The sequence below is a fragment of the Streptomyces sp. NPDC007162 genome, assembly GCF_040634175.1.
GTDB lineage: Bacteria > Actinomycetota > Actinomycetes > Streptomycetales > Streptomycetaceae > Streptomyces.
In genome coordinates this window covers 1-14,600 of sequence record NZ_JBEYFC010000201.1, presented here as the reverse complement: position 1 = coordinate 14,600, position 14,600 = coordinate 1, and the positions used below count along the sequence as shown (strand labels likewise).

16 protein-coding genes and 4 pseudogenes are annotated in these 14,600 nt (G+C 69.3%); 9 read left to right on the top strand and 11 right to left on the bottom strand.

Annotated features, from left to right (window positions below):
• Positions 1–95: 95 nt before the first annotated feature.
• The 3 genes and pseudogenes from ABZ646_RS23455 to ABZ646_RS23445 form a co-directional block, all read left to right on the top strand.
• Positions 96–1,346: pseudogene (locus ABZ646_RS23455) on the top strand (DEAD/DEAH box helicase); the annotation flags it as partial.
• 46 nt (positions 1,347–1,392) lie between these two features.
• Positions 1,393–1,797: a CBS domain-containing protein gene (locus ABZ646_RS23450; RefSeq protein WP_360522126.1), complete on the top strand. Its 405-nt coding sequence runs from the start codon at positions 1,393–1,395 to the stop codon at positions 1,795–1,797.
• 50 nt (positions 1,798–1,847) lie between these two features.
• A complete protein-coding gene (locus tag ABZ646_RS23445) occupies positions 1,848–2,171 on the top strand; it encodes an SCO5918 family protein (RefSeq protein ID WP_360522123.1) in 324 nt (107 codons plus the stop codon).
• Positions 2,172–2,243: 72 nt separating this feature from the next.
• Here the strand turns inward: ABZ646_RS23445 and ABZ646_RS23440 are convergent, their stop codons facing one another.
• The 3 genes from ABZ646_RS23440 to ABZ646_RS23430 all read right to left on the bottom strand — a co-directional run bounded on the left by ABZ646_RS23440 (position 2,244) and on the right by ABZ646_RS23430 (position 3,338).
• On the bottom strand, positions 2,244–2,375 hold the full coding sequence (locus tag ABZ646_RS23440; RefSeq protein ID WP_360522120.1) for a hypothetical protein: 132 nt from the start codon (positions 2,373–2,375) through the stop codon (positions 2,244–2,246).
• A gap of 47 nt (positions 2,376–2,422) precedes the next feature.
• Positions 2,423–2,803, bottom strand: a complete 381-nt coding sequence (locus tag ABZ646_RS23435; RefSeq protein ID WP_360522118.1) for a hypothetical protein — start codon at positions 2,801–2,803, stop codon at positions 2,423–2,425.
• A 175-nt stretch (positions 2,804–2,978) separates the two neighbouring features.
• The gene (locus tag ABZ646_RS23430) at positions 2,979–3,338 is read right to left on the bottom strand and encodes a hypothetical protein (protein ID WP_360522115.1); all 360 of its coding nucleotides are present in this window, start codon (positions 3,336–3,338) and stop codon (positions 2,979–2,981) included.
• 833 nt (positions 3,339–4,171) lie between these two features.
• Between ABZ646_RS23430 and ABZ646_RS23425 the strand changes: the two genes are divergently transcribed.
• Positions 4,172–4,510 (top strand): MerR family transcriptional regulator, encoded by a 339-nt coding sequence (locus ABZ646_RS23425; protein WP_158925729.1) that lies wholly within the window; start codon positions 4,172–4,174, stop codon positions 4,508–4,510.
• Positions 4,511–4,790: 280 nt separating this feature from the next.
• Here the strand turns inward: ABZ646_RS23425 and ABZ646_RS23420 are convergent, their stop codons facing one another.
• Positions 4,791–5,573 (bottom strand): hemolysin III family protein, encoded by a 783-nt coding sequence (locus ABZ646_RS23420; protein WP_360522112.1) that lies wholly within the window; start codon positions 5,571–5,573, stop codon positions 4,791–4,793.
• Positions 5,574–5,824: 251 nt separating this feature from the next.
• Here ABZ646_RS23420 and ABZ646_RS23415 point away from each other — a divergent pair, with 251 nt between their 5' ends.
• Positions 5,825–6,286, top strand: a complete 462-nt coding sequence (locus ABZ646_RS23415; protein WP_360522109.1) for a hypothetical protein — start codon at positions 5,825–5,827, stop codon at positions 6,284–6,286.
• A 702-nt stretch (positions 6,287–6,988) separates the two neighbouring features.
• Here the strand turns inward: ABZ646_RS23415 and ABZ646_RS23410 are convergent.
• The 3 genes from ABZ646_RS23410 to ABZ646_RS23400 form a co-directional block, all read right to left on the bottom strand.
• Positions 6,989–7,366 (bottom strand): STAS domain-containing protein, encoded by a 378-nt coding sequence (locus tag ABZ646_RS23410; RefSeq protein WP_360522106.1) that lies wholly within the window; start codon positions 7,364–7,366, stop codon positions 6,989–6,991.
• Positions 7,367–7,523: 157 nt separating this feature from the next.
• Positions 7,524–8,474: a sensor histidine kinase gene (locus ABZ646_RS23405; protein WP_360522103.1), complete on the bottom strand. Its 951-nt coding sequence runs from the start codon at positions 8,472–8,474 to the stop codon at positions 7,524–7,526.
• Positions 8,471–9,253 (bottom strand): MEDS domain-containing protein, encoded by a 783-nt coding sequence (locus ABZ646_RS23400; protein WP_360522100.1) that lies wholly within the window; start codon positions 9,251–9,253, stop codon positions 8,471–8,473. The genes ABZ646_RS23405 and ABZ646_RS23400 overlap by 4 nt, the downstream gene beginning before the upstream one ends.
• A gap of 78 nt (positions 9,254–9,331) precedes the next feature.
• Here ABZ646_RS23400 and ABZ646_RS23395 point away from each other — a divergent pair, with 78 nt between their 5' ends.
• Positions 9,332–9,454 (top strand): hypothetical protein, encoded by a 123-nt coding sequence (locus ABZ646_RS23395; protein WP_360522097.1) that lies wholly within the window; start codon positions 9,332–9,334, stop codon positions 9,452–9,454.
• A gap of 50 nt (positions 9,455–9,504) precedes the next feature.
• On the opposite strand, the gene ABZ646_RS23390 is transcribed toward ABZ646_RS23395, so the two are convergent.
• The gene (locus ABZ646_RS23390; RefSeq protein WP_360522094.1) at positions 9,505–10,560 is read right to left on the bottom strand and encodes an aldo/keto reductase; all 1,056 of its coding nucleotides are present in this window, start codon (positions 10,558–10,560) and stop codon (positions 9,505–9,507) included.
• Positions 10,561–10,618: 58 nt separating this feature from the next.
• Positions 10,619–11,311 carry an SDR family oxidoreductase gene (locus ABZ646_RS23385; protein WP_360522091.1) on the bottom strand — a complete coding sequence of 231 codons (693 nt, stop codon included), beginning with the start codon at positions 11,309–11,311 and terminating at the stop codon, positions 10,619–10,621.
• 115 nt (positions 11,312–11,426) lie between these two features.
• Here ABZ646_RS23385 and ABZ646_RS23380 point away from each other — a divergent pair, with 115 nt between their 5' ends.
• Positions 11,427–11,987, top strand: a complete 561-nt coding sequence (locus tag ABZ646_RS23380; RefSeq protein WP_360522088.1) for a TetR family transcriptional regulator — start codon at positions 11,427–11,429, stop codon at positions 11,985–11,987.
• Between the two features lie 260 nt (positions 11,988–12,247).
• A pseudogene (locus tag ABZ646_RS23375) lies at positions 12,248–13,341 on the top strand (cytochrome P450).
• A gap of 57 nt (positions 13,342–13,398) precedes the next feature.
• On the opposite strand, the pseudogene ABZ646_RS23370 reads toward ABZ646_RS23375, so the two are convergent.
• Positions 13,399–13,518, bottom strand: a pseudogene (locus ABZ646_RS23370) (TetR/AcrR family transcriptional regulator); the annotation flags it as partial.
• A gap of 43 nt (positions 13,519–13,561) precedes the next feature.
• On the opposite strand from ABZ646_RS23370, the pseudogene ABZ646_RS23365 reads away from it, so the two are divergent.
• A pseudogene (locus ABZ646_RS23365) lies at positions 13,562–13,702 on the top strand (ATP-binding protein); the annotation flags it as partial.
• Positions 13,703–13,982: 280 nt separating this feature from the next.
• Here ABZ646_RS23365 and ABZ646_RS23360 read toward each other — a convergent pair.
• Positions 13,983–14,600: DUF4360 domain-containing protein (locus tag ABZ646_RS23360; protein WP_360522085.1), on the bottom strand; the 618-nt coding region annotated here is incomplete at its 5' end.

Sequence of the window (14,600 nt, the reverse complement as noted above, 5' to 3'; positions counted from 1 at the left end):
AGCTTCGTTGCATGCGTGGCGGCCCGCCACCCCCATCGTCATGATGCTGTGACCAGCATGGATCCTTGATCGACAGGACTTTGAAACCGCCCTGCGCGCTCAGCTCGCAAGGCGTGACCGTACCCTTCCCGATCCAGGCCGCGACCCTGCCGAATTCCCTCGCCGGCCGGGACGTACTGGGCCGTGGCCGCACCGGCTCCGGCAAGACCCTCGCTTTCGGGCTGGCGTTGCTGGCCCGTACGGCCGGGCAGCGCGCCGAGGCGAGGCAGCCGCTGGGGCTGATCCTCGTACCCACGCGTGAGCTGGCGCAGCAGGTCACCGACGCGCTCGCCCCGTACGCCCGCTCCGTGAGGCTGCGGCTGGCCACGGTGGTGGGCGGAATGCCGATCGGCCGGCAGGCGAGCGCGCTGCGCGGTGGCGCGGAGGTCGTCGTCGCCACACCGGGACGCCTCAAAGACCTCATCGACCGCGGCGACTGCCGGCTGAACCAGGTTTCCGTCACCGTCCTCGACGAGGCCGACCAGATGGCCGACATGGGCTTCATGCCGCAGGTCACCGCCCTTCTCGACCAGGTCCGCCCCGAAGGCCAGCGCATGCTGTTCTCCGCCACTCTCGACCGCAACGTCGACCTGCTCGTGCGCCGCTACCTCAGCGACCCCGTCGTGCACTCCGTCGACCCCTCGGCCGGCGCGGTCACGACGATGGAGCACCACGTGCTCCACGTGCACGGCGCCGACAAGTACGCGGCAACCACCCAGATCGCCGCACGCGACGGCCGCGTGATCATGTTCCTCGACACCAAACACGCCGTCGACGGCCTCACCGAACACCTCCTGAACCAAGGGGTCCGGGCCGCCGCCCTGCACGGCGGGAAGACACAGCCACAGCGCACCCGCACGCTGGCACAGTTCAAGACCGGACACGTCAACGTGCTGGTAGCGACCAACGTCGCGGCGCGTGGCATCCACGTCGACAACCTCGACCTCGTCGTCAATGTCGACCCGCCGACCGATCACAAGGACTACCTCCACCGCGGCGGCCGTACCGCCCGCGCGGGAGAGTCCGGAAGCGTCGTCACCCTGGTCACCCCCAACCAGCGCCGCAGCATGACCCGCCTCATGGCAGCGGCCGGCATCGTCCCGCAGACCACCCAGGTCCGCGTCGGCGAGGAGGCCCTGCACCGCATCACCGGCGCCCAGGCCCCCTCCGGCATCCCGGTGGTCATCACCGCGCCGGTGGTCGAACGCCCCAAGAAGCGTGGCGCCACCTCACGCGGCCGACGCCGCCCCGTCCCGGCGGCCCGCCGCGCGCCCGTACGGCAGTCCACCGCCGGTGCGGCGGCATAGAACCCTGGTGATCAGGAAGCCGGCCCAACTCCGCAGGAGGAACCCTTTGACGCTGGACCAGACGCAGTTCCGCCCGGCAAGCTCCCACCCCGCGCACAGCACGGTGGCCGACACCATGGACGCGGCCGGACCGCAGGTCTGGGAGGACATGACCGTGGAGGTGGCACTGTCCGTGATGGCCGCCGCCCGTACAGGTCATCTGGTCGTCTGCGACGAGGACGGTATGTGCACCGGCCTGGTCACCCGGGACCGGCTCACGGCCGTTCGTGACGGTTCCGGATACACGGACCGGATCCGCCTGCGGGACATCGCCGACGTCATCGGGCCCTTCGCCTCGCCGCTGGTCACGAGGGCCGAAGCCGAGCGTGCGATGCGCTGCCGCCGGCTCGGGGCCCCGCCCGTGGTCGACGGACACGGCAACGCTCTGGGCGTCGTCGCCCTCTCTCGCTGAACCGCCCTCACCCCTACCCGGCCCCGTCTTCTCTTCTCCCCGGAGGCATCATGCGCTGTGTCATCGCCCGCTTCCCGTTCGACCTGACCAAGCCCGGCGTGGTGGAATCGATGAAGGGCGTCCCACCTGAGCCGGTCACCGGGGAGTTCGTCATCATCGGACGACGCCACTACCCCGCCAAGCAGGTCGGCCAGGTCATCACCCGCCAGGACCGCCGTGATTTCAGCACCGGCGAAGTCCTCAGGGCCATGACCCAACTCGGCTTCACCTGCGGCCCCCGCCCTGCCGCCGCGTCTGCGCCCCTGGCCGGCCCGTACGAGCAGGCTTCCGCAACCGGCACCCCCCCTGTCCGTCTGACTTACGGACAGGTGTGAGCCGAACAGAGCAGTGAGACCCCACCGGCGTTGGCGAATTCCAGGGGTCGTGGCAACACCGCGGTGAGTTGATCAAGCCGCGAGCAGTTTGGACAGGCGCTTGGCCGAGGTCTCCCAGCAGAGCGTTTTGGGTGGGTGGCTGTTGAGTTCGGTGGCGACGGCGTCCAGGATCTCGATGCCCTGGTCCCAGGTCAGGGACCGCAATCAGGTGAGGCGGGAGGGTCTGGCGGAGCCGTTGTTCTTGCCGACGATCAGGTCGCCTTCCCGGTGCGGGACAGCCCGGTCGGCGGCATCGGCGGGCCGTCGGGGAAGCGTGCCCGTAGAGCGTGGCGGATCTGCTCCGGGCTCCACCGCCGGGTCACGTGGTCCTGGAGGAAGTCCCGCAGCCTGGCCTGGCCGGACGGCAGTACCAGCCGCGGTTGGGCATGAGCGTGCGGTTGCGGCGGATCTCCCGGCTTACGGTGGGCGGAGGGACTGCGGCCAAGCCCGGCCGCGACGGCCCGGGCGGACGCCTTCTCCGGGAGCCGGTCGGCGATGTGGATGCGGTCGGCCTCGGCGAGGCAGCGCGACGGGCCGGCGGGTTCCCAAGGCGAGCCGGGGGTTCGGATGCTTGCCAGGGCAGCCGTGTCCACGATGGGCGGGGCTGCCCTGTACCTCCCGGATGCCTGCCGGCCGTAGAGCCAACGCCTGCCGGTGCGGCGGTTGATGCCGACGACCCGGCAGGCTTCCGTGTTCCCTGTTCCAAGATCCACGAGCCGGAACGGAAGCGTGCCGGTGGGGCCTCACTGTGTGCCGTGGGTCGGTGGGTCAGTGGTCGGAGTAGCTGAAGTCGCCCACGGTCCAGGCACTGACGTCCTCGATCGCGACGCGGTACATCCCGCCCGTCTCCGGGATCCCCACCGTACCCTGCAGGATCCGGGCGACGTGGAAATGCAGATGCGTGGGCGGTCCGTCCTTCCTCGCGGGGGTGTCGAAGACGGCGGAGAACGCGCTCAGGTCGGCGGAGTCCGTCAGCACCTCAGACACCCTCTGCCTCCACATGGCTCCCGGAGCCAGCCGACCGGTGATGACGGCACCACTGGTGACCACGGTCAGGGTCATCTGATTGCTCTGCCCGGATTCCACCAGGGCGGCTATCGCAACGAGCAGCTCGTCAGGTTTCGACATGGGATCGGATTCTATGCACCGGCCCGCCCGGGCGGCTTGGACGGTGGCGCAACCGAGCGGGACGGGCGCACACGGCTCCCCTTCGAGGCGCCCTGTGCCCCGCCCGCCAACCCGCCCGAGCCACCGCCCTCGCCGGAGGGGCTGGGAATCACGATCGACGCGCCCTGCCGGTCGGCGCCGCCACGGGAAGCTGCGCGGGCGGCTGCGGGTGTCATCCCTGCGTCGGACCTGCGCTGCGGACGGCCCGCAGTATTCGCAGATCGGCCCAGCGGAAGACCTCATCGTCGAGCCGCAGCAAATCTATGCTCGCTGGAGTAGACATTCGATGTCTTCATGATTATGGTTTCTTTCGTAGCCGAGATCGAGCAAGGCCCGGCAGACACGAACTGCCGGGCAGCAGTCCACGTATGACGGTGCGGTGGTGGAGTTTCGAAGCCAGGGTGTTTACGACGGCGACGGGACTGACGACCGGACCGGGTGGCCTGAAGTGATGAGGGGCCGCCGTGAGCAGGACCGCGGTTGACGCGGTTGCAGTGCCAGCAGTATGCAGTCCCTGTTTGCAAGTGATTGGTTCCGAGGGAAGAACGGAGGAGTCGAGCACCATCAGGATCGCCCGGGCGGAAGACGCGCGCCCGGGTACCGCAGGACATCGATAGGCAGGTGGTCTCCGGTCACGCATCCGCGATCCCCGCACCCCCGTCGGAGTATCAGGCGGCTGGGCGGAAACAGAAGGCCGGCGCAGCACTAGGGCCGGCAGATGGTGTTGCAGTTCCTTCGGGGCCTTGGTGCCAAACGGCACCAAGGCCCCTCCACGCGTTCCACAGAGAGGTGAGATGACAGCAGACGAGTCGCTGAGCCGTCTCGACGACGACGACTACCCCGCCTACACGATGGGCCGGGCTGCCGAGTTGCTCGGTACCACTCCCGGCTTTCTCCGCGCCATCGGCGAAGCGCGACTGATCACACCACTGCGCTCCGAGGGCGGACACCGCCGCTACTCCCGCTACCAACTTCGCATCGCGGCCCGCGCGCGTGAGCTCGTCGACCAGGGCACCCCGATCGAGGCCGCATGCCGGATCATCATCCTCGAAGACCAGCTCGAAGAAGCCCAGCGCATCAACGCCGAATACCGGCGCACCGGCGGATCGTCCAGTCCATCGGCCGCAGCCTGAGGTGAGCGGGCCCGCCGGTATCGGCGGGCTGTCACCCCCGCGCGTGGCCGGCTGTGGCGCGCGGAGATGGCGCTCGTGTCCGAACGGCTCCGCCGGCATGTCGCTCACCTCCGGCCCCGGTCGCGGCGCCGCCACGAAAGGGTGAGGCGGCTGGCACGCTCCCTACCCGGGCGCCGCCGCCTCCCCTCCAGGCATCCCCTGACACGGCCCCAGTCGTTGATCCGGCCGCCAGTGCGGCCAGAGCACCGTGTCGCAGTAGTGAATGCGCCTGCTGTTGTGGTCAGTAGACGGCGAGGGAGATGGCGATGTAGTGCGCGGTGAAGGCCGCCACGGTCAAGGCGTGGAACACCTCGTGGAAGCCGAACCAGCGGGGCGAGGGGTCGGGGCGTCGGACGGCGTAGACCACCGCGCCCGCGCTGTAGAGGAGACCGCCGGTCACCGTCAGGGTGACCACGGCCGCACCGCCGGTGTGCAGGAAGTCGGGCAGGTAACGCACCGGTGCCCACCCCAGGGCCAGGTAGCAGGGGGTGTACAGCCAGCGGGGAGCGTTGACCCACAGCACGCGGAAGGCGATACCGGTCAGCGCGCCCGTCCATACGATCCACAGCAGCAGGGTTCGCCGGTCAGGAGGGAGGAGGAGCACGGCCAGAGGGGTGCAGGTCCCGGCGATGATCAGGAAGATGTTGGCGTGGTCGAGGCGACGCAGGACGGCCTCGCCCATCGGCCCCCAGGTACCGAGGTGGTAGACGGCGCTCGTCCCGAACAGCAGCCAGGCGGTGACCGAGTACACGGTGCAGGCCAGGGCCGCCTGCTGGGTCCGGGCCAGGCAGACGAGGACGATGCCCGCGCTCACCGAGGCGGGGACCATCGCGGCATGGAGCCAGCCACGCAGCTTCGGCTTGACCGGCTCGACCAGGTCGGCCGCCCACTCGACCAGGTCGGCAACCGGGTGAAACTCCTCCCCGGCATTGCCATGAGGTGATCCGCCGGGGAGACCGGCTACGGCGTCCCCAGACACAACTTCCTGTCCTGTCTCGTTCTTCTGGGCATCATCGGCAACCATCCGATCATGCTAAGAGCCTGCCCGTGACAGCCTCCCTCGAGGTCGGTCTCGCCACCAACCGGGCCTGCGGAAGCCGTGTAAGCCGCCTGGCCATGGGAAGGACCAAGGTTCCCGAGCGCGTGTCTCCGCCCACCTACGCCCAAGGACCGCCGATGCTTCCCGAGTTCCCCTCCCACGCATCCGTCCCCCTCGCAGATCAGCTGGAACAGAGACTGGGGCCGCCCTCACAGTTCGAGACCGGCCGTTTCGACGTGGAGCGTGTCGCCGGCATAGCGGTCCTCGCGGCGGCCCACTCCGATGGCTACGCGGCCACCGCGCATCTCCTCGGACTGCTGGCTGCGCTCCCCGCCCCCACCCACGCAGGAGAACGCTTCTGGTCGAACCTGTGGAGATCCTCGGGCACCGCCTACCTGCTGCCGACCAATATCAAGGACCTGGTGCTGCGTTCGCTGGCCGGAGAGGGAACCGGTCTGGCCGGACAGATCCTCTCGGCGGTAGACGAGATGACGCCTCCCCAGCGCGTTGCGGCCGCAGAGGTGATCGGCCAGGCGCTCGCCGAGTCCGACCACCTCCCTGATCTCAAAACACAGGTCATCGGCGAACTTTGGCTCCGGGACCTGGAACTCACCGCCTGGCGCGTCCTTCACGCGGACCACAAGTCGCCCGATGCGGCCGGGCGTAACGCCTTCATCGAAGCATGGACGAGTGTCTGACCCCGGCCGAGCCGGCACACACAAGCATCCGAATAGTGAGGACGGGTTCGTGATGGCACGGCTGCGGCCCGTGGGCGCACGGGCTCGCCGCACTGTCCTGGTTCCTGAGCATTGACGGTGACACTGTGCTGACCTGCGCACAGGGGGCCGGTGACGCCGCCTACGACCCGAACCGCGGGGCAACGGCTTGACAGCCGCCCTCGCGGGGCCGTCTCGCTGCCGCCGGTACCTCGGTCTCGCCGCAGCCGACGAGACTCACACGCCCGGCTGCCTGGTCACCGACGCCGTGATCGCCGCCCAGCCGAGGGACGGAGGGCCTCCGGGGGAAGATCGGGCGCATCGCCGGCACAGTGCCGACGGCACTCGGGCACAGTGCGTAGCCGCCGACAGCGCCGGCCGCTTCCGTGACCGCCACAGCCGGTGGTCTCGAACAGGCGGTGCTGCTCGGCCGTGATGCCGGAGTCGGGTACCGGTCCACGTGTGGGACCAGGGCGTCGCCGTAGCCCCGCACCACGGCGGTGCGCCACACCTTGTCATGCTCGGTGATCCGGTTGATGACGGCCCGGTCCGCCGGGCGGGGCAGGACCAGGGACACCAGGCGGCGCAGCGGGTAGGACACCGACGGCGCGGATCTGAGCGGATCGCAGAGGAGATGCGCGGAGGTGGTGGCTCGCCCGCATGCCGTTTGTCCGGGTCTTGTTTTCAGGGGTGGTCGAGTGACTCCGGCGCAACGGCGCAGGCGCCTGTGCCCCGCCCGTCGAGCGCGGCGTGCACGGTGGGGAAGACGGGGAGCAGTGTGTCGAGGCCGAGGATGCGCCACACCTGCTGGTAGTGGTCGCTGAGGGCGGCGAGGCGCAGGGTGCCGGCATGGTTGTCGAGCGCGCGGGACAGCGTGATGATCATGCTGACGCCCGAGGAGTCGAGGTACTGCACTTCGGAGGCGTCGAGTACGAGGGTGCCGCAGCCTTCCCTGATCAGGTCTTCGCACCTGGCGCCGAGGTCGGAAGCGTTGCCGTAGGCCACCTCGGTCGGCAGCCGCACGACCGTTGTGTCCGCGTGCCGTACACGCACCATCAGCATCGAGAACCGACTCCTATCCCCATCGTTTGAGCCTGTGCCGCCGGCGCCTTTCTGTCTGTCGCCGCCCGGCGACACCACCCCGCCTACCCCGGGGCGATGTCGGTCACGCGTGCCCTCAAACGCTGGGCCGGAGAGCAGACCGTCGGCACCAGCGGGCTCAGCCGGGCAGCTCGGTGTGCAGGCGGATCGTGGTCCCTTCGTCCGGTGTGGACCGGATCTCGACAAGATCGCAGAGCTGGTGGACGAGCCACAGCCCACGTCCCCCCACCTGCCTCGCGGTCGGCATCGTACGTCCGGACAGTGGGTCGTCCAGGTAGCCGACGTCGCGGAACTCGCAGACAAGGCGTCGTTCCTCGCTCCAGGTGCGCAGCACGCCCTGTCCGCCGCCGTGGCGGATGCTGTTGGTGGCCACCTCTGTCGCCGCCAGGTGCAGTTCGCGCAGGCGCCGACCGGTCAGGCCGTGCTGTTCGGCGCAGGCAGCGATCTTCTCTCGGAGGGCGGGCAGGTCGCCGCTGGTGTAGCGGAACTCGTCGTACGGGTCGCAGGGGCCGGTGAGGGGAACGAACGCATACGGTGCCCGCGCGTCGTAGTCCTCGCTCAGCACCGTCCGGCCGTCTCTGCGGATCTGGGGGTGGCAGCGTGCCATCTGGGGCAGGGCAGCCTGGTTGCGTGCGACGTCGTAGGGGCACAGCAGCCACCAGGCCGGGCCCTGGGCGAACGCCCTGTTGAGCAGCCACTCGTGGTAGCGCAGCTCCTCGGCCTCAGCAGCACTGCGGACCTGGTCCCAGGGGGATTCGCCGATCCCGCGGACGGGCCGCCCCTCCGAGACGTGTTCCTTGATCCATTCTTGCCAGGCAGCGATGAGCCGCCCCGGATGACGTTCCACCCGACTGGTGTCGACATAGCGCACGGTGTCGCTCTCACGGATCTCCGCACGCAGCAATGACGCCTTCTCCTGCGGCACGGCCACGACGACGGCCTCGTCACCGTCGAGCGCCTCCTGGATGAAACCCAATGCGCCCGTGACGAATTCATCGCTGCCCGAGTACGGATACAACTCGTGCCGGTATCCAGTGCCGTCGAGGGGAGTGGACGAAGAAGAGGTCACGGCGCCATCACCACCGGAACGTCGGGAATCGCGAAGCCGGACAGCTCCCAGACGAGCCGCACGGTCTCGTTGGTGCCTTCCAGGATGACCTTGCGATCCGGAAGGTGCCTGGCGGCATCGGCCAGTGCGCTCATCCCGGCGGCATCGAAGAACTCCAGGGTCTGGCAGAGCAGACGCACCGTCGGCGTGTGAGCGAGGAGGGTGCACAGGATGGTGCCGAAGGCCCCCGCACCGTCGCTGTCGACGGTCCCGGTCACCGTCCAGCCCTCCTGCTCGGTTCGGTACACCCGGAACGCGGGGGAGTACGGACGGCTGCCCAGATGATGAGGATGCACACAACTGATCTGCTGCAAAGCCGGCAGGTCCCAGTCAGCACCGCTGTAGGCGCAGACCACCATGGCTCCGGTGTCGGCGGCGAACTCCTCCAGATCGAGCTCGCTGCGCAGCCACTCCCCGTTCCGGTCCGCGCGAGGTCCGGGCACGACATGGTGCAGCACACGAAGGGAGCGGAACCCCTCCCGGTCCGCAGCGGCCGCCTCCCGCCGCACTGCGGAGAGCAGAGAACCCTGCAGCCGGGCAGGGTCCAGTACAAGCGGTGCGAACTCGCTTTCCGCCCGCGGAGCGGGGCCGACGATCACGACCTTGTCGCCGTGCAACGCACCGTCCGCAACGAAAGCCCGGCTGCGGTCGATGACGTCATCGGCACGATCCAACAGGTGGCAGACATGATCGCCCATGTCCACCTCGTCCAGGGTTGGCAGTACGCGCGGCGCTCTCACTACTCCTCCCTCGCTCCCGCCTCACTCTACTGCTCTCGTGATTTCCTCCCGCATGCTCCCCAAGGAGTGGGGCGGTGTGTGGACCTGCTGTCCGGCCCTCTGGGATCCGATTTCCACAAGATCGACGCGAGGATCGGACGCGGCCGCATCACCTCGATCGCTACGGCGACGCCGAGAAACACGCTGGTGTGCTGCGGGTGATCCATCACGGCAACGCGACGGCGCACCGCGTCCTCAGCCGCGTTCACCCATCAGGCCACCGGCACGACCGGGGCGGTGACGCGGTCGGCGGCGCCTCCCTGGAGGCGGTCCAGGGAGGCGGCGATCCCCTCGTGGGGCATACCGAGCGGCACCGCGCTGACCTCGGTCAGGCGGGTGTACTGGTCGTCGGTCAGGTGGACGTCGAGGGCGCCGAGGTAGCTGTCGAGCTGGGAGAGGTTGCGCGGGCCGATGATCGGGACGAGCGTGGCCACGGAACGGGCGGCGCGCCCGCGCACCCAGGCCACCGCCACCTGGGCGGGCGTCACGCCGGTCTCCTCGGCGATCGCCAGGACGGTGTCGACGACGGCGGTCTTCTGGCCGGTGCTCTCGGTGTGGATGACCATGCCCAGGTCGCTCAGGCGCCCCTCGGAGGAGCTGCGGTATTTGCCGGTGAGCAGTCCGCCGCCGAGCGGAGACCACAGGGCCGCGCCGAGCCCGAGGCTCTCGGCCATGGGCAGGAGCTCACGGTCGGCGGTGCGCTCGACGAGGCTGTACTCGTGCTGGATGCCCACGATCGGGGCCCAGTTCTTCAGGTCCGCGAGCGTTGCCGCGCGCGAGACGCGCCAGGCGGGGAAGTTGGACAGCGCGGCGTGGTGGATCTTGCCGGCGCTCACCAGGTCGTCGAGTCCGCGCAGGAGTTCCTCCATCGGAGTGAGCTGGTCGGGGAAGTGCACCCACAGCAGGTCGATGTAGTCGGTGCTCAGGCGCTTCAGGCTGGCCTCGACCGAGGCGACCATGTTCTTGCGGCTGTTGCCGGTTCTGGAGATGTCCGGCTGCGAGGCGGCGCCGAGGGCGAACTTCGTGGCCAGGACGAAGTGGTCGCGGTCGGCGGAGATCAGCTTTCCGGTCAGTTCCTCCGACTCGCCGAACTGGTAGCCGTCCGCGCTGTCGAGAAAGGTGCCGCCGGCCTCGGCGAACCGGTCGAAGATCCGGCGTGCCTCGTCCGGCTCGGCGCCTGCCCCCCAGCCGGTGCCGAAGTTCGCGGTGCCGAGCGCGTACTCGGAGACGCGCAGTCCGGTCCGGTGGCCGAAGGTCGTGTAACGCATGAGATGTCCTTGTACGAAGGGATGTGGAGGTGGTCGCGTCGGGGTGGAGGGGTGAGCGTCAGTCCGCGTTCGGCTGGGGTGCCGCGGACAGGCTCTGCTTGACGTACCGGCTGGTCTCGTCGGCCAGGATCTCGGGCAGGCCGGTCTCGATGCCGTGCAGGGCCTGGGCCGCGACGTCGGCGGCGGCGATTTTCTGATCGGCGGGCACGCCGGCGGCCATGTCGGTGTCCATGTAGCCGACGTGCAGCGCCGAGACGGTGATCCCGCGGGGCGCCAGCTCGTCGCGGGTGGCATCGGTCAGCGCCCAGGCGGCGGCCTTGGACGCGGCGTAGGAGCCGAGTCCTGCCGGGTGGAACCAGGACAGGGCGGACAGGATGTTGAGTACGGCGCCGCCGCCGTTGCCCTCGATGACGGGGGCGAAGGATCGGGTCGCGGCGAGCGGGCCGAAGAAGTTGGTTTCCATCTCCCGGCGCACCTCAGCCGCGTCGCCTCCGATCAGCGACGCGCCGGTGGAGATGCCTGCGTTGTTGATCAGCAGTGTCGCGTCGGACGCCACGCGCGCGGCCTCCCGTATCGACGCCTCGTCCGTGACGTCCAGTTGCAGCGGGATGACGTCCGGCACGTCGACCGTCTCGGGGCGTCGGGCCGCGCCGTACACCTTCGCGCCGCGCTCGACGAGCTGGGCGGCCAAGTGCCGCCCGAGGCCCCGGTTGGCGCCGGTGACGACCGCGACCGCGTTCTCCAGTTCCATGCTCACTCCTGGTCGTGGCGGGCGCCGTCGGCCACCCGCAAGGAATTAGATTATGAATCCAATCTAAACACGGGTCTACGATAGATGCCAGTCGACATCCAAATGGGAGGTGGTCATGGGTCGCACATCACAGGCGCAGGCGGAGGAGAATCGCAGGCGGGTGGTGGACACCGCGTCCCGGCTGTTCCGGGAGCAGGGCATGCAGGTCAGCGTCGCCGACCTGATGAAGGCGGCCGGTCTGACTCACGGTGCCTTCTACAAGCAGTTCGCCTCCAAGGAAGCGCTCGTCGACGAGGCCACCGCCCACGCCTTCGCCGAGCTCGCCCAACGCCACAGCGCCGGGCTGGAGCGGCACGACGGGGAGCGCGCCGCCGCCCAGCAGGCGCTGATCGACACCTACCTCTCCGTCGAGCACCGCGATGACCCGGCGGACGGCTGCCCGGTCGCCGCGCTCGCCACCGACATCGCGCGCGAGGGCGGGGGGCGTGAGGCCCGTCGCGTCTACGCCGAGGGGGTGGCCGACTTCGCCGATTTCCTGGCCGGTGACGACCAGGACGGCATCGTCCGGCTCTGCACGCTGTTCGGTGCGCTGGTGCTGTCCCGTGCCACCAAGGGCTCCCCGCTCTCCGGGGAGATCCTCGCCGCCGCGCACGCAGCCTTGACCGAAGCGGGCTGATCAAGGGCAGCAGGCAGACCATACGCCTCGGCGGTCGGCTCGGGGGGTGTCGATCGCGGAGGGCAGCCGAAGTGGCCGGGCGGGGCGAATGACGGCGTCAGAGGGGCACGCCCGTGACGCTCATATGGCGCTCCGGCCCGGGGCAGGCCGTCCGGCGCTCGGAAAAGGCCCTCTTGCCTGCGGGTTTCTCCAGCCGAGGAATACGGAGATGTTTCGCATTCCTGGCCAAGAGGGTCTGTGACAGACCACGAGGATCCGCCATGGAATCCGAGACCTTGCTGGCACGGATCACCGACTACGCCAGCCGCCCCGACCCCTACCCCGCGTCCGCGGAACTCCGCGAGGCCGGTCCCGTGGTGCAGCAGGCAGACGGCAGCTGCCTGATCGTTACGTACCACGAGATCACCGCTCTGCTCCACGACCCACGGATGAGCGCCGACCCCCGCACCCGGGCAGAAGTAGCCCACAAGCCACCCTTCCTCCGGCTCGACGACCCCGAACACCACAGACTGCGCACCCTGGCCATGCGGCCCTTCGGACCCCCGCACAGCCCCGACCGGGTCGACTCCATGCGCGGCGAGATCGACCGCATCACCCAGGAACTGCTGGAGCCTTTCGAGGCGGGCCGGCAGATCGACATCGTCGACGACTTCGCCTGCCCGCTGCCCGTCACGGTGATCTGTCGGCTGCTCGGCGTACCGGGCGAGGACGAACCGCTGTTCCGGGCCTGGTCCGACGCGATCGTCGCCTCCGCCGACGTCCGGCCCGAAGACGACTCCACCGAGACGGACAAAGCCGGCGACCAGGCACGGATGGAGATGGGCGGGTACCTGGTGAGCCTCGCCGAACAGCGCCGCGGCAAGCCGACCACGACATGCTCTCCGCCTTCGCCAACGAACCGGACCCGGCCCTGCGGCTCACCCGGGAAGAACTCGCCGAAACCGCCGTGCTGCTGCTCATCGCCGGGCACGAGACGACGGTCAACCTGATCACCAACGGCTCCCTCACGCTGTTGCGTCACCCCCAGCAGCTGGACCTCCTGCGCCGCGAACCCGAACTGCTGCCGCGAGCAGTCGAAGAACTGCTGCGCTACGAGCCCCCTGTCCACATGCGCGAACGCATCCCGCACGTCGACATCGACGTCGTCGGCACCAAGATCCCGCGACACGCGTCGGTCATCCTGGCGCTGGCCTCGGGCAACCGCGATCCCGTCCGGTTCCAGGAGCCCGACCGGTTCGACCCCACCCGCCCCGACATCGAGCACCTCGGCAGCGCCCGCCTGGTCGAGGAGCCGCCTCCGTACCGGCGGAACGCCATGCTCCGCGGACCCCGCCCCCCGCCCATCCAACTGTGAAGCCGCGTCGTCGGCTGTCGGCCTCGGGCTGAAGAACCACATCTGCAGGAGCGCCGGCAGGCTGCCGTTCAGCGCGGTCAGGGCGATCATCGGGTCGACCACAGTGAAGCGGCCGGAAGCCATGCCCTGCTCCACGTCGTGCCTTGCGCGCGGAGCCGGTCCGTGGCCGGCGCACATGCGGCCGAGCTCGCTGTGGCAGAGAATCCGTCGCCACAATGCCCTGGTCTGTGAGGTCACCGACTCCAACACCGCCCAACCCCGTCTGCGCCGTGCTCGCACCACCGAAGAGGGCGGACGCGGCCTGTTCCTCGTCGCCCAACTCGCCGAGCGCTGGGGCTGCCGCCATGGCCAGAACCACTAGACCATCTGGTCCGAGCAGCCCGTCGCGCGCGCCGACTGATCACGCCCGACGGCCATCACACTCCGGCCGCGCACCTCGCTCAGCGACTCCGGAACTCCTCCCGGTACAGCGCGAAGTTCTCGGTGTCCCGTCGTGACGCTCGTTTGACGCTCTGGACGCCCGCACGGGGGCATCTGTCCGCTGACGCATCACGTCGAGTGCGTGGCGATGACCTGCGGTTTTTTGCGTGTACATGAGGTGCGGTGCGGGCGTTGCCGGCGATATCCAGGTCGCCTGTAGGTCAGTGGCACTGCTTCAGGGCCAGGTGGTACTCGGTTTTGATCGTGCCGTCCGTCGAGTCCATCTCCATGAAGCTGGTGGCGCTCGGGCTCGAGGTGCCGGGGTCGACCTGCAGTTCCGTGCTGATGTCGAGGGTGCGCTGCTGCCCGCAGGGGGCGAAGACCAGGGCGGCGACGTTTACGGTGTCGGTCGTCTCCCAGTCGTTGTTGAATCCGCCCGCGAAGTGATGGGTCGAGTTCGTGGTGTGGGGGTTTCCCTGGAAGTGGTAGCCGGCCCGCTGGGTCCCGGACGCACCCGGCGCCAGTGACGCGAAGCCGCGGTAGTCGGTGGACGCGATCGCGTAGGTGTAGCCACCGGGGACGTGCACGAGCAGGTCGAGCTGACAGTTCTTGGTCCGGTCGGCCGGCGCCGTGCCGGGCCCCACCTGGGCGAGGTAGTTACTGTAGGTGACGGTGAAGGTGGTGTTGTCAGGGGACACCGACACGGCCGCCGTTCCCGTCGGGCAGCCGGTTCCGTTGACCGTCACGCTGTCGATGACGATCGGGGCCGGCGGCGGCAGCGGGCTGCCGCCGCCCCCCCCCGGGGCGAAAAGTGTAGAGGGGGCGAAAAGGGAGAGGGG

Coding starts and splice junctions, on each gene's coding strand:
- ABZ646_RS23445 (WP_360522123.1), top strand. CDS start 1,848: ATGCGCTGTGTCATCGCCCGCTTCCCGTTCGACCTGACCAAGCCCGGC.
- ABZ646_RS23430 (WP_360522115.1), bottom strand. CDS start 3,338: ATGTCGAAACCTGACGAGCTGCTCGTTGCGATAGCCGCCCTGGTGGAA.
- ABZ646_RS23425 (WP_158925729.1), top strand. CDS start 4,172: ATGACAGCAGACGAGTCGCTGAGCCGTCTCGACGACGACGACTACCCC.
- ABZ646_RS23420 (WP_360522112.1), bottom strand. CDS start 5,573: ATGGTTGCCGATGATGCCCAGAAGAACGAGACAGGACAGGAAGTTGTG.
- ABZ646_RS23410 (WP_360522106.1), bottom strand. CDS start 7,366: ATGCTGATGGTGCGTGTACGGCACGCGGACACAACGGTCGTGCGGCTG.
- ABZ646_RS23390 (WP_360522094.1), bottom strand. CDS start 10,560: ATGCGTTACACGACCTTCGGCCACCGGACCGGACTGCGCGTCTCCGAG.
- ABZ646_RS23385 (WP_360522091.1), bottom strand. CDS start 11,311: ATGGAACTGGAGAACGCGGTCGCGGTCGTCACCGGCGCCAACCGGGGC.
- ABZ646_RS23380 (WP_360522088.1), top strand. CDS start 11,427: ATGGGTCGCACATCACAGGCGCAGGCGGAGGAGAATCGCAGGCGGGTG.